At 64.6% G+C, this 24,732-nt stretch carries 17 protein-coding genes and 2 pseudogenes; 15 read left to right on the top strand and 4 right to left on the bottom strand.

Translation table 11 applies throughout. The annotated features are described in order from the left end of the window. Positions 1-215 precede the first annotated feature (215 nt). Complete coding sequence (locus EET10_RS18470) at positions 216-449, top strand: DUF3892 domain-containing protein (protein WP_244602005.1); 234 nt, start codon at positions 216-218, stop codon at positions 447-449. A gap of 356 nt (positions 450-805) precedes the next feature. On the opposite strand, the gene EET10_RS18465 is transcribed toward EET10_RS18470, so the two are convergent. Both EET10_RS18465 and EET10_RS18460 read right to left on the bottom strand, forming a co-directional pair. Then, entirely contained in the window at positions 806-1,198 is a 393-nt protein-coding gene (locus tag EET10_RS18465) for a Fur family transcriptional regulator (protein WP_036399858.1), read from the bottom strand. Beyond that, entirely contained in the window at positions 1,195-1,587 is a 393-nt protein-coding gene (locus EET10_RS18460; RefSeq protein ID WP_036399855.1) for an ArsR/SmtB family transcription factor, read from the bottom strand. Before EET10_RS18460 ends, EET10_RS18465 begins: the two co-directional genes overlap by 4 nt. 192 nt (positions 1,588-1,779) lie before the next feature. Between EET10_RS18460 and EET10_RS18455 the strand changes: the two genes are divergently transcribed. From EET10_RS18455 to EET10_RS18435, 6 genes and pseudogenes are all read left to right on the top strand, one after another. After that, positions 1,780-3,174 carry a glycine--tRNA ligase gene (locus EET10_RS18455; RefSeq protein WP_099187515.1) on the top strand — a complete coding sequence of 465 codons (1,395 nt, stop codon included), beginning with the start codon at positions 1,780-1,782 and terminating at the stop codon, positions 3,172-3,174. Positions 3,175-3,489: 315 nt separating this feature from the next. After that, positions 3,490-5,385: a PPE family protein gene (locus tag EET10_RS18450; RefSeq protein ID WP_425461691.1), complete on the top strand. Its 1,896-nt coding sequence runs from the start codon at positions 3,490-3,492 to the stop codon at positions 5,383-5,385. Between the two features lie 299 nt (positions 5,386-5,684). Further along, positions 5,685-6,192, top strand: a pseudogene (locus tag EET10_RS32365) (PPE family protein); the annotation flags it as partial. Between the two features lie 14 nt (positions 6,193-6,206). Further along, entirely contained in the window at positions 6,207-7,568 is a 1,362-nt protein-coding gene (locus EET10_RS18445; RefSeq protein WP_425461710.1) for a beta strand repeat-containing protein, read from the top strand. A 519-nt stretch (positions 7,569-8,087) separates the two neighbouring features. Further along, a complete protein-coding gene (locus tag EET10_RS18440) occupies positions 8,088-9,269 on the top strand; it encodes a PPE family protein (protein WP_122502386.1) in 1,182 nt (393 codons plus the stop codon). Positions 9,270-9,689: 420 nt separating this feature from the next. Beyond that, the gene (locus EET10_RS18435) at positions 9,690-10,892 is read left to right on the top strand and encodes a PPE family protein (protein ID WP_122502385.1); all 1,203 of its coding nucleotides are present in this window, start codon (positions 9,690-9,692) and stop codon (positions 10,890-10,892) included. Positions 10,893-11,194: 302 nt separating this feature from the next. On the opposite strand, the gene EET10_RS18430 is transcribed toward EET10_RS18435, so the two are convergent. Continuing rightward, positions 11,195-11,917, bottom strand: a complete 723-nt coding sequence (locus EET10_RS18430) for a GAP family protein (protein WP_063466667.1) — start codon at positions 11,915-11,917, stop codon at positions 11,195-11,197. 664 nt (positions 11,918-12,581) lie between these two features. Here EET10_RS18430 and EET10_RS18425 point away from each other — a divergent pair. The 6 genes from EET10_RS18425 to EET10_RS18400 all read left to right on the top strand — a co-directional run bounded on the left by EET10_RS18425 (position 12,582) and on the right by EET10_RS18400 (position 19,163). Beyond that, a complete protein-coding gene (locus EET10_RS18425; RefSeq protein WP_036402768.1) occupies positions 12,582-14,117 on the top strand; it encodes a phospholipase C in 1,536 nt (511 codons plus the stop codon). Positions 14,118-14,323: 206 nt separating this feature from the next. Next, the gene (locus tag EET10_RS18420) at positions 14,324-15,856 is read left to right on the top strand and encodes a phospholipase C (RefSeq protein WP_036402331.1); all 1,533 of its coding nucleotides are present in this window, start codon (positions 14,324-14,326) and stop codon (positions 15,854-15,856) included. 395 nt (positions 15,857-16,251) lie between these two features. Then, a complete protein-coding gene (locus EET10_RS18415; RefSeq protein ID WP_122502820.1) occupies positions 16,252-17,778 on the top strand; it encodes a phospholipase C in 1,527 nt (508 codons plus the stop codon). Between the two features lie 294 nt (positions 17,779-18,072). Beyond that, a complete protein-coding gene (locus tag EET10_RS18410) occupies positions 18,073-18,396 on the top strand; it encodes a hypothetical protein (protein WP_244602004.1) in 324 nt (107 codons plus the stop codon). A gap of 147 nt (positions 18,397-18,543) precedes the next feature. Beyond that, entirely contained in the window at positions 18,544-18,840 is a 297-nt protein-coding gene (locus EET10_RS18405) for a WXG100 family type VII secretion target (protein ID WP_036393043.1), read from the top strand. Between the two features lie 38 nt (positions 18,841-18,878). Then, positions 18,879-19,163, top strand: coding sequence for a WXG100 family type VII secretion target (locus tag EET10_RS18400; protein WP_023363993.1), 285 nt, complete (start codon positions 18,879-18,881; stop codon positions 19,161-19,163). A 172-nt stretch (positions 19,164-19,335) separates the two neighbouring features. Here the strand turns inward: EET10_RS18400 and EET10_RS18395 are convergent. Further along, a pseudogene (locus EET10_RS18395) lies at positions 19,336-21,344 on the bottom strand (TPM domain-containing protein). A gap of 122 nt (positions 21,345-21,466) precedes the next feature. Here EET10_RS18395 and EET10_RS18390 point away from each other — a divergent pair. After that, positions 21,467-22,750: a deoxyguanosinetriphosphate triphosphohydrolase gene (locus EET10_RS18390; protein ID WP_063468214.1), complete on the top strand. Its 1,284-nt coding sequence runs from the start codon at positions 21,467-21,469 to the stop codon at positions 22,748-22,750. Between the two features lie 16 nt (positions 22,751-22,766). Then, the gene (dnaG, locus tag EET10_RS18385; protein WP_122502384.1) at positions 22,767-24,713 is read left to right on the top strand and encodes a DNA primase; all 1,947 of its coding nucleotides are present in this window, start codon (positions 22,767-22,769) and stop codon (positions 24,711-24,713) included. Positions 24,714-24,732 lie beyond the last annotated feature (19 nt).

Here is a 24,732-nt window from a genome sequence, read left to right as displayed (position 1 = left end):
ACCAACACCTTGGGCATCCAACTTGGTCCCGCGGGTCCACCGTGACCGCGCGGATTCCTATGCGTGCGTTGGCTTTTCGGCCAAGTACAAAAGGGTTGAGTGAGCATTGCCGTGCCCACCCAACCCCTGGGCCACTACATGACCGTCCTTGCAGACACGAATGTAGAGCCCAAACTTCAGCTCCGTGAAATGAAACCCGAAAGTTAGGAGCCCTCGTGGCTATTCGCATTACCGCCATCCGCCTCTCGGGTGGCACCGATCATCCGCACATCACCCGTCTCTGGTGGGTCAACCCCGCCACCAACGAGACGGGTAACAACACGCGGGCCGAGATCGTCTCATGGATCGAGAACGAGAACGGCAAGGCTTACGTGGAAGACAGCGGCGGGCACCGCGTCAACGTGAAGGTTGTGACCCCCGCGTACGGCCCGATGTACCTCCGTACCTAACGCGGACGGGCGCTGGACCAACAACCTGCTGTCCCTGCCGCAGCGGTAACACGACGCAGCGGGATGGGCTCCGGCGCTCGCCGGGGCACATCCCGCTCTTACCTATGAATCGACGTGCCGGGCGGAGAGTGCGCAGGTGAGGCTTTGTCGCCTCTTGTCGCGTCTGCGGCACCCCGGCGCACATTCGAGTGCAGATTTCGGATAGAGCGGGTTTCAGCTTTGCATCCATCGCGACGCGCTCTCGCAGAGGATCTGGGCAGATCGGGAGCTTCGACAGCGGCCAACTTTGAATGCCCCATAAAGCGCGGAAAAGTTCGAGCGGTGCTGTCGATGACGGTGGGGCAGCGCTCCGAATGTCAGGACCGGCAGGCTGCGCAGTTGCCGAAGATTTCGATGGTGTGGCTGACGTCGGAAAACCCATGCCGGGCAGCCACTTCCGCGGCCCAGGCCTCCACTTCGTGGTCGGCCACTTCGATGGTGGAGCCGCAACTGCGGCACACCAGATGGTGGTGATGATGTTCCGAGCACCGGCGGTAGACCGACTCACCGGTGTCGGTGCGCAGCGTGTCGACCATTCCCGCGGCGGCCATCGACTGCAGGGTGCGATAGACGGTGGTCAGGCCGATGTTTTCGCCCCGGCGGCGCAGTTCGTCGTGCAATTCCTGTGCCGAGCGGAAATCATCGATCGTCTCCAGCAGCGTCGAGATCGCCGCGCGCTGGCGGGTGGACCGGACACTGGTTCCGGTCACGGCGACTCCTCACTGGCGTGGGCGACCGCGTCGACGACGATATGTGCGAGGTGATGATCGGCGAGCCGGTACAGCACTTCACGACCCGACCGCTCTCCGGTGACGACGCCAGCCGCCTTGAGGATCTTCAAGTGCTGGCTGACCAGCGGTTGCGGTACACCCAACGCGTCCACCAATTCATGCACACAGCGTTGCGATTCGCGCAATTGCAACACGATGGCGATGCGTACCGGTGCGGCCAGCGCACGCAGCAACTCGCCGGCGGCGTCGAGAATTTCCCGGGGCGGGGGCGCGGGGGAGGCGGGATGTCCCGAAGAGCTGCCGGCGCCATGCTCATGATGACCGACCAGGTCGTCGACGGCGACAGGCGTAGCGGGGGACGTCGCCATATCTGAACCACCTCGAAACGTACCGGCATCGGGACCGCTCGTCCCGAAACAGCTCGCGGACACCTGCGGCTGTCCTCCACTGTCACATGCGTGATGGTGCATGTCAAAGAGCCGCCGGCCGATCGCTACCATGACTGAGGTTTCCTGCGCAGTGATTGCCCGCTGCATGCAGTTGCCCGATCCGGGAAGGGAGTGCGGTACCGCGTGGCGTCTGTCATCGACACTGTGGTGAACCTGGCCAAACGGCGCGGCTTCGTCTATCCGTCTGGTGAAATCTACGGCGGTACCAAGTCGGCGTGGGACTACGGTCCGCTGGGGGTGGAACTCAAGGAGAACATCAAACGGCAGTGGTGGCGGTCGGTGGTCACCGGCCGCGACGACGTCGTGGGAATCGATTCGTCGATCATCTTGCCGCGTGAGGTATGGGTTGCCTCGGGCCATGTGGAGGTCTTCCACGACCCGCTGGTCGAGTCGCTCATCACGCACAAGCGCTACCGGGCCGACCATTTGATCGAAGCCTACGAAGCCAAGCACGGCCATCCGCCGCCCAACGGGCTGGCCGATATTCGCGACCCGGACACCGGCGAGCCCGGCCAGTGGACCGAGCCGCGCGAATTCAACATGATGCTCAAGACCTACCTCGGACCCATCGAGACCGAGGAGGGGTTGCACTATCTGCGCCCGGAAACCGCACAGGGCATCTTCATCAACTTTGCCAACGTTGTGACGACGTCCCGCAAGAAGCCACCGTTCGGCATCGGCCAGATCGGTAAGAGTTTCCGCAACGAGATCACCCCCGGCAATTTCATCTTCCGGACTCGCGAGTTCGAGCAGATGGAGATGGAGTTCTTCGTCGAGCCGTCGACGGCCAAGGAATGGCACCAGTATTGGATCGACACCCGGCTGCAGTGGTACGTCGACCTGGGCATCGATCCGCAGAACCTGCGCTTGTGGGAGCACCCCAAGGAGAAGCTGTCGCACTACTCCGACCGCACCGTCGACATCGAGTACAAGTTCGGCTTCCTCGGCAATCCCTGGGGTGAGCTGGAAGGTGTCGCCAACCGCACCGACTTCGACTTGTCGACGCATTCAAAGCATTCCGGTACCGACCTGAACTTCTATGACCAGGTCAACGACACTCGGTATACGCCGTATGTCATCGAGCCGGCAGCGGGCCTGACCCGGTCGTTCATGGCGTTCTTGATCGACGCGTACAGCGAGGACGAGGCCCCGAATGCCAAGGGCGCGATGGAGAAGCGGACGGTACTGCGACTGGATCCTCGGCTGGCCCCGGTCAAGGCCGCGGTGCTGCCACTGTCCCGCCATGCGGACTTGAGCCCCAAGGCCCGCGATCTCGCCGCCGAATTGCGCAGCTGCTGGAACATCGACTTCGACGATGCGGGTGCCATCGGGCGTCGCTACCGGCGCCAGGACGAGATCGGGACTCCATTCTGTGTAACAGTCGACTTCGACTCGCTCGAGGACAACGCCGTCACCGTCCGTGAGCGCGATGCCATGACCCAAGAACGGCTAGCGATCGACAAGGTCGCCGATTATCTGGCGGTCCGGCTCAAGGGCTGCGGTTAGCGGGACCCGGATTTCACCGCGCAGACCGTTTGCTGCGGGGCAGCGGCGCCCGCGGCGTACCCGTGCGGCTTCGACCGAGCGACGAACACGGTTCACATTCCGGACCGGCGATCTTTTTCTGGTGGTTGGGTGGTCGACACGGGTGGGTGGTGGGGGTAAATGCGCGGATTTGGTGGGGGGTGTGGCCTAGGGTCGCTGCCAGGAGCGGTGGTTGCTGGCCAGGTGTGGGGTGGTGGCCGGTGGCCGGTGCTGTGGTGGTTGCGGTAACGCCTGCGGGTGGTGTTGAGAATATTCCGTTGAAGGAGGGGCGGGTTGATGAATTTTTCGGTGTTGCCGCCGGAGATTAATTCGTTGCGGATGTTTTCTGGTGCGGGTTCGGGGCCGATGTTGGCGGCGGCGGCGGCGTGGGCGGGGTTGGCTGATGAGTTGGGGTCGGCGGCGGCGGCGTTTGGTTCGGTGACTTCGGGTTTGGCGGGGGGGCCGGGTTCGGCGTGGCAGGGTCCGGCGGCGTCGGCGATGGTGGCGGTGGCGGCTCCGTATTCGGGGTGGTTGAGTGCGGCGGCGGCGCGGGCTGCGGGTGCGGCTGCGCAGGCGCAGGCGGTGGTGGGGGCGTTTGAGGCGGCGCGGGCGGCGGTGGTTCATCCGTTGGCGGTGGCGGCTAATCGCAATGTGTTTGTGCAGTTGGTGATGTCGAATCTGTTTGGTCAGAATGCGCCGGCGATTGCGGCTGCCGAGGGTGTGTATGAGGAGATGTGGGCCGCCGATGTGGCGGCCATGGTGGGTTATCACGGTGGGGTCTCGGCGGCGGCTGCTCAGCTGGCGTCGTGGTCGGGTTCGGTGGCGGGGCTGCCCGGGTTGTCGGGTCTGGTCGGTGGCGCGACGGGGACCGGCGCGGCGGCGGCCGGCGCACCGTCAGCGCTCGCCGCACAGGCGACTGCCGGCCCGGCGGCGGTTTCGCAATGGCTTGACGACTTCGTCTTCAACCTGGGTTTCGGCAACATCGGCTCGTTCAACCTGGGTAGCGGCAACATCGGTGGGGTCAACCTCGGCAGCGGCAATATCGGCGACACCAACATTGGCAGCGGGAACTACGGCAGCGAGAACTGGGGCGGTGGCAATACCGGGACCGCCAATAGCGGCAGCGGAAACATCGGGGACTACAACTTCGGCAGCGGAAACTTCGGCAGCGGCAACCTGGGCAGCGGCAACATCGGCAGCCTCAACCTGGGCAGCGGAAACTTCGGCACCATCAATATCGGTGGCGGAAACCTGGCCGACGTGTCCCTGGGCAGCGGAAACACCGGCGACTTCAACCTCGGCAGCGGGAATCTCGGTGGTGGCAACATCGGATTCGGAAACCTCGGTACCGGCAATATCGGGTTCGGCAACAAGGGTAACGACAACATCGGGTTCGGGCTCACCGGTAACGGTCAAATCGGCTTCGGCGCGTTGAACTCCGGCAGCAACAATATCGGTTTGTTCAACTCGGGCAACAACAACATCGGCTTCTTCAACTCCGGTAACAATAACATCGGCTGGATAAACTCGGGCAACGGGAATACCGGTTTCGGTAACGCTGGCGACTTCAATACCGGCTTCTGGAACGCGGGTAGCTCAAATACCGGCTTCGGCAGTGCAGGTAGCGCCAACTTCGGTATTTTTGACGCGGGAAACGGAAACTTCGGCAGCTTCAACGTGGGCACCCATAACACCGGCTTCGGAAATTCTGGTGCGGGAAATACCGGCTTTATGAACGCGGGCAATTCGAACACCGGTGCCTGGAACGCGGGTAATGTCAACACCGGCTTTTTCAATGGCGGCGACACCAATACCGGCGGATTCAATGGCGGCAATCTCAATACCGGCTTCGCCAGCGCGGTGGACCAGCCGGTCTTGAATTCCGGATTCGATAACCAAGGCGCCGGAAACTCAGGCTTTGGTAACAGTGATCCTAACGGTACTGTCAACTCTGGATTCTTCAACACGGGCATCGGTAATTCAGGAATCTCGAATGCGGGGCCCGCGCTGATCCCCGGCTTCAATTCCGGTTTCGGCAATATCGGTACCAACAATGCCGGATTTGTCAACTCGGGTAATACCCTGTCAGGTATCTCGAATTCCGGTGACGACAGCTCGGGCGTCGTTAATTCCGGCGATCAGAACTCCGGCGGATTCAATTCGGGTTCAGGGATTTCCGGGTTTTTCCGGTAGCTGCCGAGTCTGGGCTGGCTTCAGCGGATTTGTGCGCGCCGCCATGGGCGGCGGCCGCGGCGAACCCCTTTCCCGGTGGTCCCCGCGGTCCCGGTGGTCCTCGTGGTGGTTGGGTGGTCGACACGGGTGGGTGGTGGGGGTAAATGCGCGGGTTTGGTGGGGGGTGTGGCCTAGGGTCGCTGCCAGGAGCGGTGGTTGCTGGCCAGGTGTGGGGTGGTGGCCGGTGGCCGGTGCTGTGGTGGTTGCGGTAACGCCTGCGGGTGGTGTTGAGAATATTCCGTTGAAGGAGGGGCGGGTTGATGAATTTTTCGGTGTTGCCGCCGGAGATTAATTCGTTGCGGATGTTTTCTGGTGCGGGTTCGGGGCCGATGTTGGCGGCGGCGGCGGCGTGGGCGGGGTTGGCTGATGAGTTGGGGTCGGCGGCGGCGGCGTTTGGTTCGGTGACTTCGGGTTTGGCGGGGGGGCCGGGTTCGGCGTGGCAGGGTCCGGCGGCGTCGGCGATGGTGGCGGTGGCGGCTCCGTATTCGGGGTGGTTGAGTGCGGCGGCGGCGCGGGCTGCGGGTGCGGCTGCGCAGGCGCAGGCGGTGGTGGGGGCGTTTGAGGCGGCGCGGGCGGCGGTGGTTCATCCGTTGGCGGTGGCGGCTAATCGCAATGTGTTTGTGCAGTTGGTGATGTCGAATCTGTTTGGTCAGAATGCGCCGGCGATTGCGGCTGCCGAGGGTGTGTATGAGGAGATGTGGGCCGCCGATGTGGCGGCCATGGTGGGTTATCACGGTGGGGTCTCGGCGGCGGCTGCTCAGCTGGCGTCGTGGTCGGGTTCGGTGGCGGGGCTGCCCGGGTTGTCGGGTCTGGTCGGTGGCGCGACGGGGACCGGCGCGGCGGCGGCCGGCGCACCGTCGTCGGCGCAGGCGGCCAGCGTCGTCCCGGCACCTCTTCAGGGCATCAACTTCGGTTTCGGCAACATCGGCTCCCTCAACCTGGGTAGCGGCAACATCGGTGACACGAACATCGGCAGCGGCAACGTCGGCTCGTTCAACCTGGGCAGCGGCAATATCGGCAGCACCAACATCGGTAGTGGCAACCGGGGTGACATCAACCTCGGCAGCGGCAACGCCGGCAACTTCAACTTTGGCAGCGGAAACTTCGGCAGCCAGAACCTGGGCAGCGGCAATATCGGCAGCACCAATCTGGGTGGCGGTAATATCGGCAACACCAACGTGGGAAGTGGCAATATCGGCGACACTAATTTCGGCAACGGTAATGGCGGTAACTTCAACTTCGGCAGCGGAAATTCCGGGAGTAACAACGTCGGCTTCGGCAATACCGGCAATGGGAATTTCGGCTTCGGCAACACCGGGAACAACAATATCGGCATCGGGCTCACCGGCAACGGTCAAATTGGCTTCGGCGCGTTGAACTCCGGCAGCAACAATATCGGTTTGTTCAACTCAGGCAGCGGCAACGTGGGCTTTTTCAACTCGGGTACCGGCAACGTGGGCTTCGGTAATTCTGGCGTGGGGAACACGGGCTTCGGAAACGCGGGCAGTGTCAACACCGGGTTCTGGAACGGCGGCAGCACAAACACCGGTGCCGTAAATGCCGGGGCCGGCAACTTCGGCTTCTACGATTCCGGAAACTTCAATGCGGGCAGCTTCAATGCCGGCAACTCGAACACCAGCTTCGGCAATTCGGGCAACGTCAACACCGGCTTTTTCAACGCGGGCGACATCAACTCCGGGTTCGGGAACGCGGGCGACGTCAATACCGGCTTCGCCAACGCGGGCAACACCAACACTGGAGGCTTCAACGGTGGCGCACTCAACACCGGGTTCTTCAGCGCTACGGCCCACCCCGGCCCTAACTCCGGTTTCTTCAATGTCGGCACCGGTAACTCGGGCTTTGGTCAGAACGACCCAAATGGTACCGGTAACTCGGGTATTCAAAATTCGGGATTCGGCAACTCGGGCTACGTCAACACCAGTACCACGAGCATCTTCGGCGGCAACTCTGGCGCGCTCGACACCGGCTACGGGAACGCGGGTTTCTATAATGCGGCTGTCCAGAACGCGGGCATCGCCATCGCGGGGGTCATGACTTCGGGCATCCTGAACTCCGGGACGGGAAGCTCGGGACTGTTGGTCTTCGGCAACGGGCTTTCGGGCTTCTTCAAGAACCTTTTCTAGCGGCGCCCGAACGCCAATTTTCCGATGGTAGGCCTGTCGATGGGTATTGGAGGGTATGGGGTCTCCGGCAATGGCCGGGTGCTGACCGTGCGGACCTCAAACCGCCGGACGACACATCCGGCGTAGCAGCTGGTCGCCACAGGCTGACCAGGCGGTTCTTGGCATACGCTTCGCAGTTGGCCGCGTCGGTGCGCATGAACGAACAGGCCCCGGCAGCCGACGGTCGGGCATTACCTTCCCGTCGTGGTGGCGATAGGGAAATCACTTGGCGAACCAATCAAGCGGATCATTGTTTGTCCACGTCATTGACATGAGACAGGCATGGCCGCCTGGCCCCGCCGAGATAGTTCCGAGATCTTGCCCGCTGGTGGACCGGCTCTTATCCAATATTTATGAATAACTCGGCGAATCTGGAGTTTTTCGCTGTGGGTTGGCTTACGATCCGCCCGTGGGTTGGTGAGTGTTCGGGCCCGGTCGGTTGTCGGTGCCGTTGGTGCGGCTGGTTGGTTTGGGGTTGGAATGATTCCTGAGTTTGCGTGGTTGCCGCCGGAGATCAATTCGACGCGGATTTTTGCTGGTGCTGGGGCGGGGCCGTTGTTTGCGGCGGCGTCGGCGTGGGAGGCGTTGGCTGCGGAGTTGGCGGGGTCGGCGTCGGCGTTTGATGCGGTGATTGCGGGGTTGACGGGTGGGCCGTGGGCGGGTCCGGCGTCGGTGTCGATGGCGGCGGCGGCGGCGCGGTATGTGGGGTGGTTGAGCGCGGCGGCGGCGCAGGCGGAGACGGCGGCGGCGTCGGCGGTGGCGGCGGCGACGGCGTTTGAGTCGGCGGTGGCGGCGACGGTGCATCCGGCGGCGGTGGCGGCGAATCGGGTGTTGTTGGGGGCGTTGGTGGCGACCAATTTCTTGGGTCAGAACACGCCGGCGATTGCGGCCACTGAGTTCGATTATGTGGAGATGTGGGCTCAGGACGTGGGGGCGATGGTGGGCTATGACGCGGGGGCGGGGGCGGCGGCTGCGGAGTTGATGCCCTTTGGTGTGCCGCCGTTGGATTTGGCGGGGTTGGCCTCGCAGCTGGGTGCGCAGGCGGCGGGGTTGGCGACGACGGCGACGGCGGCGGTGTCGCCGGCGTTGCAGGGTGCGCTGGCGGGGGTTCCGGGGGTGGTGGCGGGGGTGCAGTCGTTGGCCTCGTCGCTGCCGTTGTCGTCGGTGATGCAGGTGGCGCAGGTTGCGGGGTATCCAGCGAGCATGTTGATTTCGCCGTTGATGCAGTTGGCTAACACGGGCAATGCGGGTACGGCGGGGTTGGCGGGGGCGACGGCGGCGGGTCTGGCTGATGCGCCGAAGTTTGTCGGTGATGTCAATCCGATGAAGGGCCTCGGCGGCGGCGCGGGGGTGGGTGCCGGTATCGGCGCGGACTTGGGTAAGGCGCGGTTGGTGGGGGCGATGTCGGTGCCGCCGACGTGGGAGGGGTCGATGCCCAAGGGGTTGTCGTCGGCGGCGATGGCGGGGTTGGGTGGTTTGCCCAATGCGGCGGAGTTGGCGCAGGCCGCGGGGACCGGTAGTGGGATGGGGATGATGCCGATGCCGATGGGGATGGGTGGTGCCGGGGCGGGGATGCCCGGCGGGATGATGGGTCGCGGGGGGGCTAATCCTCATGTGGTGCAGGCGCGCCCGAGTGTGATCCCGCGCACCGGCGTCGGGTAGGGCCGGGACTTCCGCGGCGGGGCCTGCCAGGAGTTGATCACCGCGTCGGGCCGCAACACCCAGGTGATCTACGAACGAGCCAACGCCCACTCCCAAACCGACTCCGCCGGCTGCTCCAGCCGGACCTGACCAACACCGAGCCGGCCTCACCAGCCAGCTCTACAGGGCGCGGGTAACACCAACCAACCAGTGTTACCCGCGCCCTCACCATGTCAGCATCCTGTCAGCCGCTTGGTCGCAATCCAGCGCTTCGGTAGGACGTAACTCACGGAGATCACCGAATGCCCCTGCGGTTTCAGCGTTTGGCGAATCTGGAGTTTTTCGCTGTGGGTTGGCTTACGATCCGCCGATGGGTTGGTGAGTGTTCGGGTTCGGTTGGTTGTCGGTGCCGTTGGTGCGGCTGGTTGGTTTGGGGTTGGAATGGTTCCTGAGTTTGCGTGGTTGCCGCCGGAGATCAATTCGGCGCGGATTTTTGCTGGTGCTGGGGCGGGGCCGTTGTTTGCGGCGGCGTCGGCGTGGGAGGCGTTGGCTGCGGAGTTGGCGGGGTCGGCGTTGTCGTTTGATGCGGTGATTGCGGGGTTGACGGGTGGGCCGTGGGCGGGTCCGGCGTCGGTGTCGATGGCGGCGGCGGCGGCGCCGTATGTGGGGTGGTTGAGCGCGGCGGCGGCGCAGGCGGAGACGGCGGCGGCGTCGGCGGTGGCGGCGGCGACGGCGTTTGAGTCGGCGGTGGCGGCGACGGTGCATCCGGCGGCGGTGGCGGCGAATCGGGTGTTGTTGGGGGCGTTGGTGGCGACCAATTTCTTGGGTCAGAACACGCCGGCGATTGCGGCCACTGAGTTCGATTATGTGGAGATGTGGGCTCAGGACGTGGGGGCGATGGTGGGCTATGACGCGGGGGCGGGGGCGGCGGCTGCGGAGTTGATGCCGTTTGGTGTGCCGCCGTTGGATTTGGCGGGGTTGGCCTCGCAGCTGGGTGGGCAGCTGGGTGCGCAGGCGGCGGGGTTGGCGGCGACGGCGACGGCGGCGGTGTCGCCGGCGTTGCAGGGTGCGCTGGCGGGGGTTCCGGGGGTGGTGGCGGGGGCGCAGTCGTTGGCCTCGTCGCTGCCGTTGTCGTCGGTGATGCAGGTGGCGCAGGTTGCGGCGCAGCCCGCCAGCATGATGCTCGGGCCGCTGATGCAGTTGGGCAGCACGGCCAATGCGGGTACCGCGGGGTTGGCCGGGGCAACGGCGTGGGAGGGTCTGGCTGATGCGCCGAAGTTTGTCGGTGATGTCAATCCGATGAAGGGCCTCGGCGGCGGCGCGGGGGTGGGTGCCGGTATCGGCGCGGACTTGGGTAAGGCGCGGTTGGTGGGGGCGATGTCGGTGCCGCCGACGTGGGAGGGGTCGATGCCCAAGGGGTTGTCGAGTGCGGCGATGGCGGGGCTGGGCGGGGTGCCCACGGCGGCGGAGCTGGCGGCGGCTGCCGGCGGGGCCGGCACCGGCGGAATGCCGATGATGCCGATGCCGATGGGTGCCGGTGGTGCCGGGGCGGGGATGCCCGGCGGGATGATGGGTCGCGGGGGGGCTAATCCTCATGTGGTGCAGGCGCGCCCGAGTGTGATCCCGCGCACCGGGATCGGGTAGGGCCGGGACTTCCGCGGCGGGGCCTGCCAGGAGTTGATCACCGCGTCGGGCCGCAACACCCAGGTGATCTACGAACGAGCCAACGCCCACTCCCAAACCGACTCCGCCGGCTGCTCCAGCCGGACCTGACCAACACCGAGCCGGCCTCACCAGCCAGCTCTACAGGGCGCGGGTAACACCAACCAACCAGTGTTACCCGCGCCCTCACCATGTCAGTCGAAGCGATCCGCGGTCTCGGCGCCGGACGCGATGTGTGACGAGGTGAGGGCACCGGCGCCGGCAGCCGCAATCAGAGCGGGCGCTTATACGCGGCCCATCCCCCTGGTCATCAGGAATGCCCCCAGCAGGGCAATGACGACGGCGAAGATCTGGTGCCGCCGAGCCTTGACCCGGCGCTGCAGCACCGACATGATCTGGCCGGTCTTAGCCGGCGCCGCCAGCTGGCTGGCGAGTGGGAACTCGACGAATGCCAGCGCCACAAGGGTGTAAACCCCCGCCGCTGTGACCTGGGTGGCCACCGCAGCTCCCGAGGCCAAAATCGCAGTGAGAGCCACCAGGAACCGGAGATCCGCCAACATCCCGACCCCGAGGACGAACGCCACCCGCAGCGGTCGGGCCTGCAACGCGAACTGGGCGCGCGTCGACAACCTCGAGATCGTCATGGACGTCCGGACCTGCAACTGTGATGGATTGGCGCCTGTCATCCCCAGCCGTATCCGCTGGCCTGGGGAGAGGCTAATCGCCAGCGCGGCGACGAGCAGCGCCGTGACACCCATCGCGATCTGAATGTGTCTGGCGGTGGAACTGGCGGTGGCAACTTCCACCCGGTGCAGGACGTCGAGCGCGAATCCTCGTAGTCCGAAGAGCACACCCGAAGCCAGACCAACGCTGGTGACAATGCCGCCGAGCCAAAATGCAACGAGCTGGCCGACGGCACGAGGTCGTGACGACAGGAGAACGCCGATCCCGATCCGCACCGGGTCGGCCGTCGCGACGAGCGCCAACACGAGCACCGTACCCCACATGGCAACGGACGCTACAACGACGACGACGATCACGAAACCCCGGTCGAGACAATGGTTTTCCGATCACGACCGGTTACTCGCGCTACGACATCATTCCTGGCCTCAGATTAAGACCGACGGCGCCCAATGCCATTCGTTTGAAAAGTCGAAGAACGGGCGTTGACCTCGAATAATCGGGGCAGTTGCCGGCGCCGCGCCAAGCCGAGAAATAGCACTATGAGGGATCGATTAGGAATGTGAGATTCGATAAATTTTTGTCGTGACGCACTTTAATCCGATGGGTATTGGCACGTTGGTCGCAATGGGTCGCGGCGGCACGGCGTACCGTCTTCTTCGATAACAGGGCAACCGGTCGGTGCGCTTCGGGGGGTCGCCGCCGCGTGAGCACCGCTCCCAGCCGGGGCTTAACCAGACCTCGGCCGTTCGCCCGGTTCTGGTGGCTTCGACAACGCCGGCCAACAGACCCGGAACTCCGTACCCACCAGTACACCGCGACCGGCCAATACCGATCCCCCGGAAACCGATTCCAGCGCGTTTGCTGCAGGTGAAAGTAGGCCTGCGACACGCCGGTCGGCCTGCCGCGATCCATCGGCTTCGTAACTATACCGTGAGCTGAACTGTGCGCAGGGAGGCGAATTACGTGACGGAAAACCCCTTCCGGGGCATGTCACGCCGGGAGTTTCTTGCAAAGCTCACCGGCGCCGGCGCTGCGGCGTTGCTGATGGACTTTGCCGGCCCGGTGATCGAAAAGGCCTATGGTGCGGGCCCGTGCTCGGGGCATTTGACCGACATCGAGCACATCGTGTTGTTGATGCAGGAGAACCGGTCATTCGATCACTACTTCGGCACGCTTTCGAGCACCCGAGGTTTCAACGACCCGTCGCCGGCATACCAGCAAAAGGGTTGGAACCCGATGACGCAGGCGCTCGACCCCGCGGGAATCACCATTCCATTCCGGCTCGATACCACCCGTGGCCCCATTCTGGACGGCGAGTGCGTCAATGATCCCGACCACGCCTGGATCGCCATGCACACCTCCTGGAATAACGGCGGCAACGACAACTGGCTTCCGGCGCAGTCGGCGACGCGCACCGGACCTTATGTCCCGATGGTCATGGGTTATTACACCCGCCAGGACATCCCGATCCACCATCTGCTGGCGGATACCTTCACCATTTGCGACGGCTACCACTGTTCACTGCTCGGTGGCACGCTGCCTAATCGGCTGTATTGGATGAGCGCCACCATCGATCCGGCCGGCACCAATGGGGGACCGCAGTTGGTGGAGCCCGGCTTCCTGCCCGAGCAGCAGTACAGCTGGCGCATCATGCCGGAGAACCTCGAGGACGCCGGCATCAGTTGGAAGGTGTACCAAAGCAAAGATGCTGGACGGTTTATCAACACTCCGATCAGCAATAACGGGCTAGTACAGGCTTTCCAGCAGTCGGCAAACCCGAGGTCGAACCTGGCTCGGTTCGGCATTGCACCGACCTACCCGTTGGACTTCGCGGCTGACGTCAAAGGCAACCGGCTGCCGCAGGTTTCCTGGCTAATTCCACCGTTCATCCAGTCGGAGCATCCCGCATTGCCGGTGGCGCTGGGTGCCGTGGCGATGGTCAATGCGCTGCGCATCCTGCTTTCCAACCCGGCGGTGTGGGAGAAAACCGCCTTGATCATCAGCTATGACGAAAACGGCGGTTTCTTCGACCACGTGACGCCGCCGACGTCACCACCGGGTACGCCAGGTGAGTACGTTACGGTGCCCGACATCAACGCTGTGGCCGGGTCCGGCGGTATCCGGGGCCCGATCGGCCTGGGCTTTCGGGTGCCCTGCCTGGTCATTTCGCCGTTCAGTCGCGGTGGGTTGATGGTCCATGACGTTTTCGACCACACCTCGCAGTTGAAATTGATTCGCGCCAGGTTCGGTGTGCCCATTCCCAATTTGACCGCATGGCGCGATGGCGTCGTGGGCGACATGACCTCCGCGTTCAACTTCGCGACACCGCCGAATCCGACCAGACCCAACTTGAGCCATCCGCTCCTGGCCGCGGTGCCAAAACTGCCGCAATGCATCCCCAACGTCGTATTGGGAACGACGGACGGCACGCTGCCGGCTATTCCTTACCGGGTGCCTTATCCCCAAATGATGCCCACCCAGGAAAGCAGCCCCACCCGCGGGATTCCCAGCGGGCTTTGCTGATCGGCCGGGAAGCCGCCGTTACGGCTTTCGGTGACGGCGGCGGATTTGCGCTCCGGGATCGAAATGATTAGCACTGGCTTGTGTATCGGGTCCGACACGCCGATGGGCTTATCAGGATTGATCGGCGGCGCGACTATACCGTGATCGGGAATGTGAGTAGCGGCCGTCAAGGAGGGCGTGTGGGGAGCGAGCACCCAGTCGACGGAATGACCCGTCGACAATTTTTCGCTAAAGCCGCTGCCGCCACCACCGCCGGCGCTCTCACCTCATTAGCCGCTCCGATTATCGAAAAGGCCTATGGAGCCGGGCCCTGCTCGGGGCATTTGACCGATATCGAGCACATCGTGTTGTTGATGCAGGAGAACCGGTCATTCGATCACTACTTTGGCACATTATCGGGCACTCGGGGTTTCAACGATCCGTCACCGGCATTCGCGCAGAAGGGCTGGAACCCGGCAACGCAGGCGGTCGATCCGGCCGGCACCACCATTCCGTTTCGATTCGACACCACCCGGGGGCCGCTGCTTGACGGCGAATGCGTCAACGATCCCGATCACGGCTGGATCGCGATGCATAACTCATGGAACGGCGGCGCCAACGACGGCTGGCTGCCGGCGCAGGCCGCGTCCAGCCCGCTGCAGGGCAACGTCCCGGTGACGATGGGTTATTACACTCGCCGGGATCTCCCGATCCACTACCTGCTTGCGGACACATTCACAGTTTGCGACGGCTACTACTGCTCGCTGCTGGGCGGGACCACGCCCAATCGGCTGTATTGGATGAGCGCCTGGATCGACCCGGACGGCACCAACGGTGGTCCGATTCTGATCGAACCAAACATCCAACCGCAGCAAAAACTCAGCTGGCGGATCATGCCGCAGAACCTCGAAGACGCCGCCGTCAGTTGGAAGGTCTACCAGAACAAATTTCTAGGTCCCCTCAACAATACGGTTGTGGGCTACAACGGACTGATCAACGATTTTCAGCAGGCCGCAGATCCGCGATCCAATCTGGCCCGGTACGGCATCGCCCCTACGTATCCCTTGGACTTCGCCGCTGACGTCAAGAACAATGCGCTGCCCAAAGTTTCCTGGGTGCTGCCGGGATTCTTGCTATCCGAACATCCCGCATTACCCGTTTCCATCGGTGCTGTCGGAATCGTCGACGTGCTGCGGATTTTGCTGTCGAATCCGGCGGTGTGGGAAAAGACCGCGGTGATCGTCAATTACGACGAAAACGGAGGGTTCTTCGATCACGTGACGCCGCCGACGCCGCCACCGGGTACCCCCGGGGAGTACGTCACCGTCCCCGATATCAACGCGGTGCCGGGTTCGGGCGGTATTCGTGGGCCCATCGGTTTGGGTTTCCGCACCCCATGCATCGTCATTTCGCCCTACAGTCGCGGTCCGCTGATGGTCCACGACACGTTCGACCACACATCGACGCTGAAATTGATCAGTGCGCGGTTTGGAGTGCCCGTTCCCAACCTCACCGCCTGGAGAAACGGCGTGGTCGGTGATATGACTTCGACGTTCAATTTCGCGGTCCCGCCGAACCCGTCGAAACCCAATCTGGATCACCCGTTGCTGAAGTCAGTCCCCAAACTGCCGCAGTGCGTTCCCAACGCGGTATTGGGAACGACGACCAAGACATCAATTCCGTATCGGGTGCCATTTCCACAGATGATGCCCACCCAGGAAACGTCACCGACCCGCGGAATTCCCAGCGGTATCTGCTGAATCGGGCTGGCCAAGTCACCGGATGCCATGGCTGCGGTTCGCCGGTGCCGATCCGTTTCTGCTGGCTGAGGGGATACGGCGGGGAGGCGCCTCCCCGCGCCGGAATGCACGCAACGTGGCACAACAACTTTCCGCACCGAGGCCTTTTCCCTAGCGGGTCGCGGCTGCGCCGAATATGCCGGTGCCAGAAACGAGCCCGCACGAGCATTCCCGACGGGCCGGTTATGTCGATGCGGCCGATTCAAGGTTGAACCGGACACCGCGGACTGCCATCGGAGCGATTGAATACGCCAGGACACGCCGGTTTGCGTTTCGCACCCTACTTCCCTCACGCCTATACGGTCAACTCAAACATTGATAAAGGAGTGCCGGTGGGCGGCGGTGCATTTGCTGGAATGTCGCGTCGAGAATTCCTGGCCAAGGCCACCGGCGTCGGGGCGGCAGCTTTTCTCAAGGACTGGGCCGCCCCGGTGATCGAGAAGGCTTATGCGGCCGGCCCGTGTTCGGGACACCTGACCGACATCGAACACATCGTGTTGTGCCTGCAGGAAAATAGGTCATTCGACCATTACTTCGGCACGCTCTCCAGCGTGGACGGATTCGACACCCCGACGCCGCTGTTCGCCCAGAAGGGCTGGAATCCGCAGACGCAAGCTGTTGACCCCGCCGGCATAACCTTGCCGTATCGCATCGATACGACCAGGGGCCCCAACGGGGTTGGCGAATGCGTCAACGACCCCGATCACCAGTGGATCGCGGCGCATTTGTCGTGGAATGGCGGAGCCAACGACGGCTGGCTTGCGGCGCAAGCCAGAACCCGGTCGGCCGCCAATACGCCCGTGGTGATGGGCTACTACGCGCGCCCCGACATACCGATCCACTACCTGCTGGCCGACACGTTCACCGTCTGCGACCACTACCACTCTTCGCTTCTCGGCGGGACGATGCCCAACCGGCTCTACTGGATCAGTGGCACCGTCAACCCTGATGGCGACCAGGGCGGACCACAGATAGTCGAGCCGTCCATTCAACCGAAACTGACATTCAGTTGGCGCATCATGCCTCAGAACCTCAGCGACGCCGGTATCAGTTGGAAGGTCTACAACAGCAAGCTGCTCGGCGGGCTCAACGACACGTCGCTGAGCCGCAACGGCTATGTGGGCAGTTTCAAGGCGGCGGGAGATCCGCGGTCGGATCTGGCGCGATACGGGATTGCGCCGACGTATCCCGCGGACTTCGTCCTCGACGTCATCAACAACAGGCTGCCGCAAGTCTCCTGGGTTGTGCCGCTGACCGTCGACTCCGAGCATCCGTCCTTCCCGATCGCCGTGGGTGCTGTCACGATCGTCAACCTGATCCGGACGTTGCTTCGCAATCCAGCCGTATGGGAAAAGACCGCGCTGATCATCGCTTACGACGAACACGGTGGATTTTTCGACCACGTCACGCCACCGACGGCGCCGCCGGGCACACCCGGCGAATGGATTCCCAACAGCGTCGACATCAACAAGGTCGACGGCTCGGGCGGTATCCGGGGTCCGATCGGTCTGGGGTACCGGGTGCCATGTTTCGTTATCTCTCCCTACAGTCGAGGCGGGCTGATGGTTCACCACCAGTTCGACCACACGTCGCAGCTGCAACTCATCGGTAAGCGTTTCGGGGTTCCGGTCCCCAACCTGACCCCCTGGCGGGCCAGCGTGACCGGTGATATGACGTCGGCATTCAATTTCGCCACCCCGCCCGACCCGTCGCGACCCAACTTGGACCACCCGGCTCGGCAACTGCCGAAGGTTGCCAACTGTGTGCCCAACGTGGTCCTGGGGTTTCTCAACGAAGGGCTTCCCTATCGGGTGCCCTATCCGCAGACGATGCCGGTCCAGGAATCGGGGCCGGTCCGCGGAATTCCCAGCGGCATTTGCTAGCCATCGAATGCCTTTTGAATGCATCTCTAAACCACACTTGCGCTGCAAGCCGGTGCAGTGCAGGGTTGTTTCCCGATGCGCGGATCGACCGACAGCCTTGGCCGTTGCGCGCGGCGATGCCCGCACCCAAGCCGCCCGACGTGGGTCCGCAGCGCCCCTGCTCGGGCTGGCATGCAGAGAAATCGGAGAAATAGGCATATTGGCCGCGGGATTGCCATACGATGCAAAGTGCCCGATGGTTTGTGGTTGCCATTGAGGGTTGGTTTTCTGGAATCGGCACTGGAAGGGGACAGCGTGCTTTTGCCTCTTGGTCCGCCCTTGCCGCCCGATGCCGTGTCGGCGAAGCGCGGCGAGTCGGGGATGCTTGGCGGGTTATCGGTTCCGCTCAGCTGGGGTACGGCCGTTCCACCGGATGACTATGACCACTGGGCCAAAGAGGATGAAGCTGCCGAGGTTGCCGTCGTGCCCGGTGCGGTGGATCCCGAGCCCGCCGAATCCAGCGCCGACGAGTGGGACGAGTGGGCGGAGTGGAACGAGTGGGAGGCAGCCAATGCCGAACCTCGGTTCGAGGTGCCGCGTAGCAGCAGGGTCGTACCGCATTCTCCGGCGGCCGGTTGAGAGAAAGGGGTGACTGTCGTTCTTCATGACCGATTGGTGACTTCGGTATCACCGCGGTCGGCACTACTAGGAGTCAATCTGCACAAATAACTCCCGACTAAGAGCCCAGTTGACTATATAAGCCCAGTTGACAAGGAGACAGGCAACATGGCAACACGCTTTATGACCGACCCGCACGCGATGCGTGCGATGGCGGGCCGCTTCGAGGTGCACGCTCAGACGGTTGAGGACGAGGCCCGCCGGATGTGGGCGTCCTCGCAGAACATCTCCGGCGCGGGCTGGAGCGGTCTGGCCGAGGCCACCTCGCTGGACACCATGGGTCAGATGAACCAGGCCTTCCGCAACATTGTGAACATGCTGCACGGCGTGCGTGACGGCCTGATCCGTGACGCCAACAACTACGAGCAGCAAGAGCAGGCCTCCCAGCAGATCCTCAGCAGCTAGCCCCGGCCCGACAGCTTCGATACAGGAGGACAAGACCAATGACTATCAATTACCAGTTCGGCGATGTCGACGCCCACGGCGCCACGATCCGTGCCCAGGCGGCGTCGCTCGAGGCCGAGCACCAGGCCATCGTTCGCGATGTGCTGGCCGCCGGCGACTTCTGGGGCGGCGCCGGTTCGGTGGCCTGCCAGGAGTTCATCACCCAGTTGGGTCGCAACTTCCAGGTGATCTACGAGCAGGCCAACGCCCACGGCCAGAAGGTCCAGGCCGCCGGCAGCAACATGGCACAGACCGACAGCGCCGTCGGCTCCAGCTGGGCCTAACTTCTGCCGGACGGAGAGGTTTGCGTTTCCGGCGGCGCGTTGCAGTCGGTACGCCCGCCTCCACGATTGATTGCGCACGCCTACGCACGGGTTGTCAGAACTTCGTGCGTAGGCGTTCGCACTTTTTGTGCCGTGACTCGCGGGTCCAGCCCTAGTCCGGGCCTGGACGGCCCTAAAATCGCCCGCCGCCACCCATGAACCCGCCGCCGGACGAGCCGCCGGACGAGCTGGAAGAACCACCGAACGACGTCGGGCTCCAGCCGCCGAAACCGCCCCGCAGGCCCCCACTGAGCAGGTTCCCGATGATGATGCCGCCGAGGATCGCTCCCGCATTGTCGCCGCCCTGCTGGGTGTAGGCACGCTGAGCCGCTTGCACGTCGGCGTTGGCCAGCGCCTGGGCGTTGGCTGCCAGCGACGATGCCGCATTGGCGTGACCGACCGCTTCGGTGATGTTGGTCGAACGTTTGTCACGCGCGGCGTGTAGCTGACGTTTCGCTTCAGCCAGCCGGGTCCGTGCTTCGGGCCCGATACTGCCGCGACGAGTATCGATATAGTCCGACACCGCGCGCACCCGCGACTCCGCGGTGAACAACGCCTGCTCGAAGGAGCGGTTGAGTCGCTCGGCGTTGGCCTGCTCCTGGGCCACAGTGGTCAAGAGCCGATCCAGATCCGCGCCGGCCTTGCTCACCCGGGCAAAAGTGCCGAGCGGATCGGAGACGCCCGCGCCCCCAGTGTCGCGGGACTCTTCGAGGGCTTGTGCGGCTGCATCGCGCGCGGCGACGAGTTCGCGGGTGTGCGCCGACGTGTTGCCCGGCATCTTCTGCAGTTGCTCGTCGGCTTGCTTGATGCCCGCCTCCACATCAGCCAGGACCGACGGCAGCTCGGCGACGGCGTGCCGGATGTCGCCGGCCGCGTTGTCTACCGCGTCGAGTAGTGAACGGGCTTGTCCGAGCGCGGATTCAGCGGCGCGAACGGCGTCCACCAAGCCGGACTGCCGGCCGCTGACGGCTTGAGCGGACAGCTCACGGGCCATGCCGATGTTGCGGTCGGCGAACACCAGTCGTTCCTGGGCGGCGGTGACGTTGGCAGCCACGGAAGTCAGCGCCGTGTCGCCGAATTCGTGGTGCAAGTCGGCCAGCCGCTGCTGGCTGGGGCCATGCGGGTGGTGAGTTCGACGTACTGCTGGGTCAGCATGTCCAACCGGGACGGGGCATTGATCACCAAGTCGCGCAGCTGTTCGAAGGCCTCCGTCTGCGCCTCCAATTCGCGGTCGGCGGTGGCCGCCGACACGATGACCCGGGTCAAAAGCTCGCGCCGTTGCGCCGGTGTCTCGGGAGCGCTGTCGTCAAGCTGTTGGCGCACGCTGAACGCCTGGGCCAGAGCCGCTTTGGCGTTGTCCACGGCCCGGGTGAACGGCGCGGTGCGCTCTTGGCCGAACTCGTCGATCGCCAGTGCGAGCTCGTTGGAGCTGGTGCGCACCGCATTGTCGACAGCGACCACCATCGACCGGGACAAGTCGTCGAGGATATCCAGCGGCACGGCGGCCAGTGCCCGCTGATCGGTGGGGTCCACGCGTCGTGCCGCGGCCAACGCGTCAGCGCGCCGCCGGCGGGCCCGGTAACGCATCACCACCAGCAGGATCACCACCGCAACGACGATGACGCCCAGCGCCACCAGCAATATCACCTTTCCCGACGAACTGGGTGACTTATTGAGTCCGTTGGCCGCCGCAACAGCGGCACCGCCCCAATCGCCGCTGCGTAGCGCGGGTTCGATCTGGTTTCGGCGAAGGTCTTCGACCTGGCCGGCGCTGACATCTGGCACGGTGGACGGCACCAGGAAGACATAGGACCGGGCGACGGTGGCGACGGCCAGCAGGGCGTCATAGCTCCCCAGTTCGCTGCTCCGGAAAGTGCTCTGTCCCCAATTCATCGCGCTCTGGCCGGAGAAGTTGTCAACATAGACCACCCACAGCCGGATATGGCGATCGGCGTAGAGCTCGTTGATGGCCGATGTGACCTCGGCGCGATCAGAACCGGTCAGCACGCCGGCGTTGTCGGTCACATAGCCCGGTAGCCGAAACGGCGGTTGCGCGGCTGTGGGGGGCGCCAGCAGCATGCCTCCGGCGAGGCCCACAGTGACGATCGTCAGAACCACGCCGAGCAGGCGAGCGATGCGCATACGGCTAATCTAGCCCGGCCAAAAGGCCGGTCCGACGGAAGCGCGGTGCGGTTGCGGCCGCATTGCGGGATGGGGCCGCAACGACACCACCGGCAGCGGCCTGCCTGGCAGACTGTCGGTCGGTGACCACGAATCAGCAAGACCCCTATGGCGACCTCGACCGCCAGCGGCGGGTAGTCGAAGCGCCGAAGTCGGCGGGTCTGCCGGGCACGGAGGGGCAGCACCGCACCGACTTCGCCCGGGACCGCGCCCGGGTGTTGCACAGCGCCGCGCTGCGCCGCCTCGCCGACAAGACCCAGGTCGTCGGACCGCGGGAAGGTGACACCCCGCGCACCCGGTTGACTCATTCGCTGGAAGTGGCGCAGATCGGTCGGGGGATGGCGATCGGATTGGGTTGCGACCCGGACCTGGTCGAGCTGGCCGGTTTGGCCCATGACATCGGGCACCCGCCTTACGGGCACAACGGTGAGCGGGCACTCGACGACGTCGCGGCCTGCTGCGGCGGCTTCGAGGGCAACGCCCAGAACTTCCGCATTCTGACCAGCCTTGAGCCGAAAGTTCTTGATAGCCAAGGGCTTAGCGCGGGACTGAACCTGACCCGCGCAGCGTTGGACGCGGTCACCAAATACCCGTGGACGCGCGGTGACGGGCGCCGCAAGTTCGGCTTTTACGAGGAAGATCAGCAGCCGGCGGCCTGGGTGCGCGCCGGTGCACCGGCTGATCGGCCATGCCTGGAAGCACAGGTGATGGACTGGGCCGACGATGTCGCGTATTCGGTGCACGATGTCGAGGACGGCGTCGTCTCCGAACGCATCGACTTGCGGGTGCTCGCCGACCACGACGACGCGGCCGCGCTGGCCAGGCTGGGCCAGAGCGAATTCCCCCGGGTCGGTGCCGACGAGTTGATGGCGGCCGCCCGCCGGCTGTCAGCGCTACCGGTGGTAGCGGCGGTGGGCAAGTACGACGCCACGTTGGCGGCGTCGGTCGCCCTGAAGCGATTGACCAGCGAACTGGTGGGGCGGTTTGCTTCGGCGGCTATCGCCACCACCCGTGCCGTGGCCGGGTCCGGGCCGTTGAGCCGTTACCAGGCCGACTTACAGGTCCCCGACCTGGTGCGGGCCGAGGTTGCGGTGCTGAAAATCCTGGCGCTGCAGTTCATCATGTCCGACCCACGGCATCTGCAAGCCCAGGCTCGCCAGCGGGAACGCATCCACCGGGTGGCGCAGTGGCTGTCCTCCGGTGCGCCGCGGACGCTCGACCCGGTCTTTGCCGCGACGTACCACACCGCGGCCGACGATGCCGCCCGGATGCGGGTCATCGTCGATCAGATCGCCTCCTACACCGAGGGGCGGCTGGAACGCATCGACGCTGGTCAATTCCCGGGCCGGACCACGGTTTTGCACTGAGCCCTAAGATGAGCGGATGTCGAGTCCGGCTGGGCGCTCCAGGATTTCCGACCGCGACATTGCGGCCATCCGCGACGGCGCCCGCATCGAGGACGTGGTCGGCGACTACGTGCAGCTGCGGCGCGCCGGGGCGGACTCGCTGCGCGGCCTGTGCCCGTTTCACAACGAGAAGTCACCGTCGTTTCATGTGCGGCCCAACCACGGTCACTTCCACTGCTTCGGCTGCGGTGAAGGTGGCGACGTCTATGCATTCATCCAAAAGATCGAGCACGTCAGCTTCGTGGAGGCGGTCGAATTGCTGGCCGACCGGATCGGCTACACCATCAGCTACACCGGCGCGGCCACCAGCGTGCAGCGCGACCGGGGCAGTCGCAGCAGGCTCCTCGCGGCCAACGCCGCCGCGGCCGAGTTCTATGCGGCTGCTCTGGAATCCGACGAGGCCGCACCGGCCCGCCACTACCTGACCCAGCGCAACTTCGATGCCGAGGCGGCGCGTCGTTTCGGCTGCGGGTTCGCGCCGTCGGGCTGGGACTCTCTGACAAAGCATCTGCAGCGCAAGGGTTTTGAGTTCAAGGAGCTGGAAGCGGCGGGACTGTCCCGGCAGGGCCGGCACGGTCCCATGGACCGGTTTCATCGGCGGTTGCTGTGGCCCATCCGGTCGTCGGCCGGCGAGGTGGTCGGTTTCGGGGCGCGGCGCCTGTTCGACGACGACCCGATGGAAGCCAAGTACGTCAATACCCCGGAGACGTTGCTGTACAAGAAGTCGGCGGTGATGTTCGGCATCGACCTGGCCAAACGCGACATAGCCAAGGGACATCAGGCGGTGGTCGTCGAGGGCTACACCGACGTGATGGCCATGCATCTGGCCGGGGTCACCACCGCGGTCGCGTCCTGCGGCACCGCATTCGGCGACGAGCACCTGGCCATGCTGCGCAGGCTGATGATGGACGACAGCTTCTTCCGCGGCGAGCTGATCTATGTTTTCGACGGCGACGCCGCCGGCCGCGCCGCCGCACTGAAGGCCCTCGACGGCGAACAGAACCTGGCGGGTCAGTCGTTTGTAGCGGTCGCGCCGGACGGCATGGATCCTTGCGACCTGCGGCTGGCTTCGGGAGACGCGGCGTTGCGGGACCTGGTGGCACGGCGAACTCCGTTGTTCGAGTTCGCAATTCGGTCCGCGCTCGCCGAGACGGACCTGAACAGCGCCGAGGGCAGGGTGGCTGCGTTGCGTCGGTGCGTGCCGATGGTGGGCCAGATCAAAGACCCGATGCTGCGCGACGAGTACGCCCGGCAGTTGGCCGGCTGGGTCGGTTGGGATGACGTCGCCCAGGTCGTCGACCGGGTGCGCGGTCAGGCCAGAACCGCAAAAACGCCGGGTAGGGGTGGTCCCGGATCGTCCGGATCAAAGGCGCCCCGGCGGGCGACGCAGCAGCCCCCTGATGCGCCTTCGACCGAACCCGCCGCCGCTCGTCCCGACCCCCGCGACCCGACACTGTGGCCGCAGCGTGAGGCGCTCAAGTCGGCCCTGCAGTATCCGGCGCTGGCCGGACCGGTTTTCGACACCCTGACCGTCGAGAGCTTCACCCACCCCGGATACTCGGCCGTGCGTGCGGCCATCGAGGCCGCGGGAGGGACATCGGCCGGGGTCACCGGGGCGCAGTGGATGGACATGGTGTCCCGGCAGACCACGTCGCCGTTGACCACCGGCCTGATCAACGAGCTGGCGGTTGAGGCGATTGCGGTCGACGACGACAAGCTGCCGCGCTATATCGGCGGAGTGCTGGCCCGCCTACAGGAGGTGTGGATGGGCCGGCAGATCGCCGAAGTCAAGTCCAAGCTGCAGCGTATGTCGCCGATCGAACAGGGCGACGAGTATCACGCGCTGTTCGGCGATCTGGTGGCCATGGAGGCCTACCGGCGCAGCCTACTGGAGCAGGCCAGCGGCAACGACCTGACCGCGTGAGGATGATACGGCGTCGGCG

It is taken from the genome of Mycobacterium pseudokansasii (assembly GCF_900566075.1).
In the GTDB taxonomy this organism is placed as follows: domain Bacteria; phylum Actinomycetota; class Actinomycetes; order Mycobacteriales; family Mycobacteriaceae; genus Mycobacterium; species Mycobacterium pseudokansasii.
This window is presented reverse-complemented; position numbering and strand designations above follow the sequence as displayed.

Bases quoted from the DNA above. Each gene is read 5' to 3' on its own strand.
- dnaG (WP_122502384.1), top strand. From the start codon at position 22,767: ATGTCGAGTCCGGCTGGGCGCTCCAGGATTTCCGACCGCGACATTGCG.
- EET10_RS18415 (WP_122502820.1), top strand. From the start codon at position 16,252: ATGTCGCGTCGAGAATTCCTGGCCAAGGCCACCGGCGTCGGGGCGGCA.
- EET10_RS18460 (WP_036399855.1), bottom strand. From the start codon at position 1,587: ATGGCGACGTCCCCCGCTACGCCTGTCGCCGTCGACGACCTGGTCGGT.
- EET10_RS18420 (WP_036402331.1), top strand. From the start codon at position 14,324: ATGACCCGTCGACAATTTTTCGCTAAAGCCGCTGCCGCCACCACCGCC.
- EET10_RS18450 (WP_425461691.1), top strand. From the start codon at position 3,490: ATGAATTTTTCGGTGTTGCCGCCGGAGATTAATTCGTTGCGGATGTTT.
- EET10_RS18435 (WP_122502385.1), top strand. From the start codon at position 9,690: ATGGTTCCTGAGTTTGCGTGGTTGCCGCCGGAGATCAATTCGGCGCGG.
- EET10_RS18400 (WP_023363993.1), top strand. From the start codon at position 18,879: ATGACTATCAATTACCAGTTCGGCGATGTCGACGCCCACGGCGCCACG.
- EET10_RS18430 (WP_063466667.1), bottom strand. From the start codon at position 11,917: ATGTGGGGTACGGTGCTCGTGTTGGCGCTCGTCGCGACGGCCGACCCG.
- EET10_RS18440 (WP_122502386.1), top strand. From the start codon at position 8,088: ATGATTCCTGAGTTTGCGTGGTTGCCGCCGGAGATCAATTCGACGCGG.
- EET10_RS18425 (WP_036402768.1), top strand. From the start codon at position 12,582: ATGTCACGCCGGGAGTTTCTTGCAAAGCTCACCGGCGCCGGCGCTGCG.
- EET10_RS18405 (WP_036393043.1), top strand. From the start codon at position 18,544: ATGGCAACACGCTTTATGACCGACCCGCACGCGATGCGTGCGATGGCG.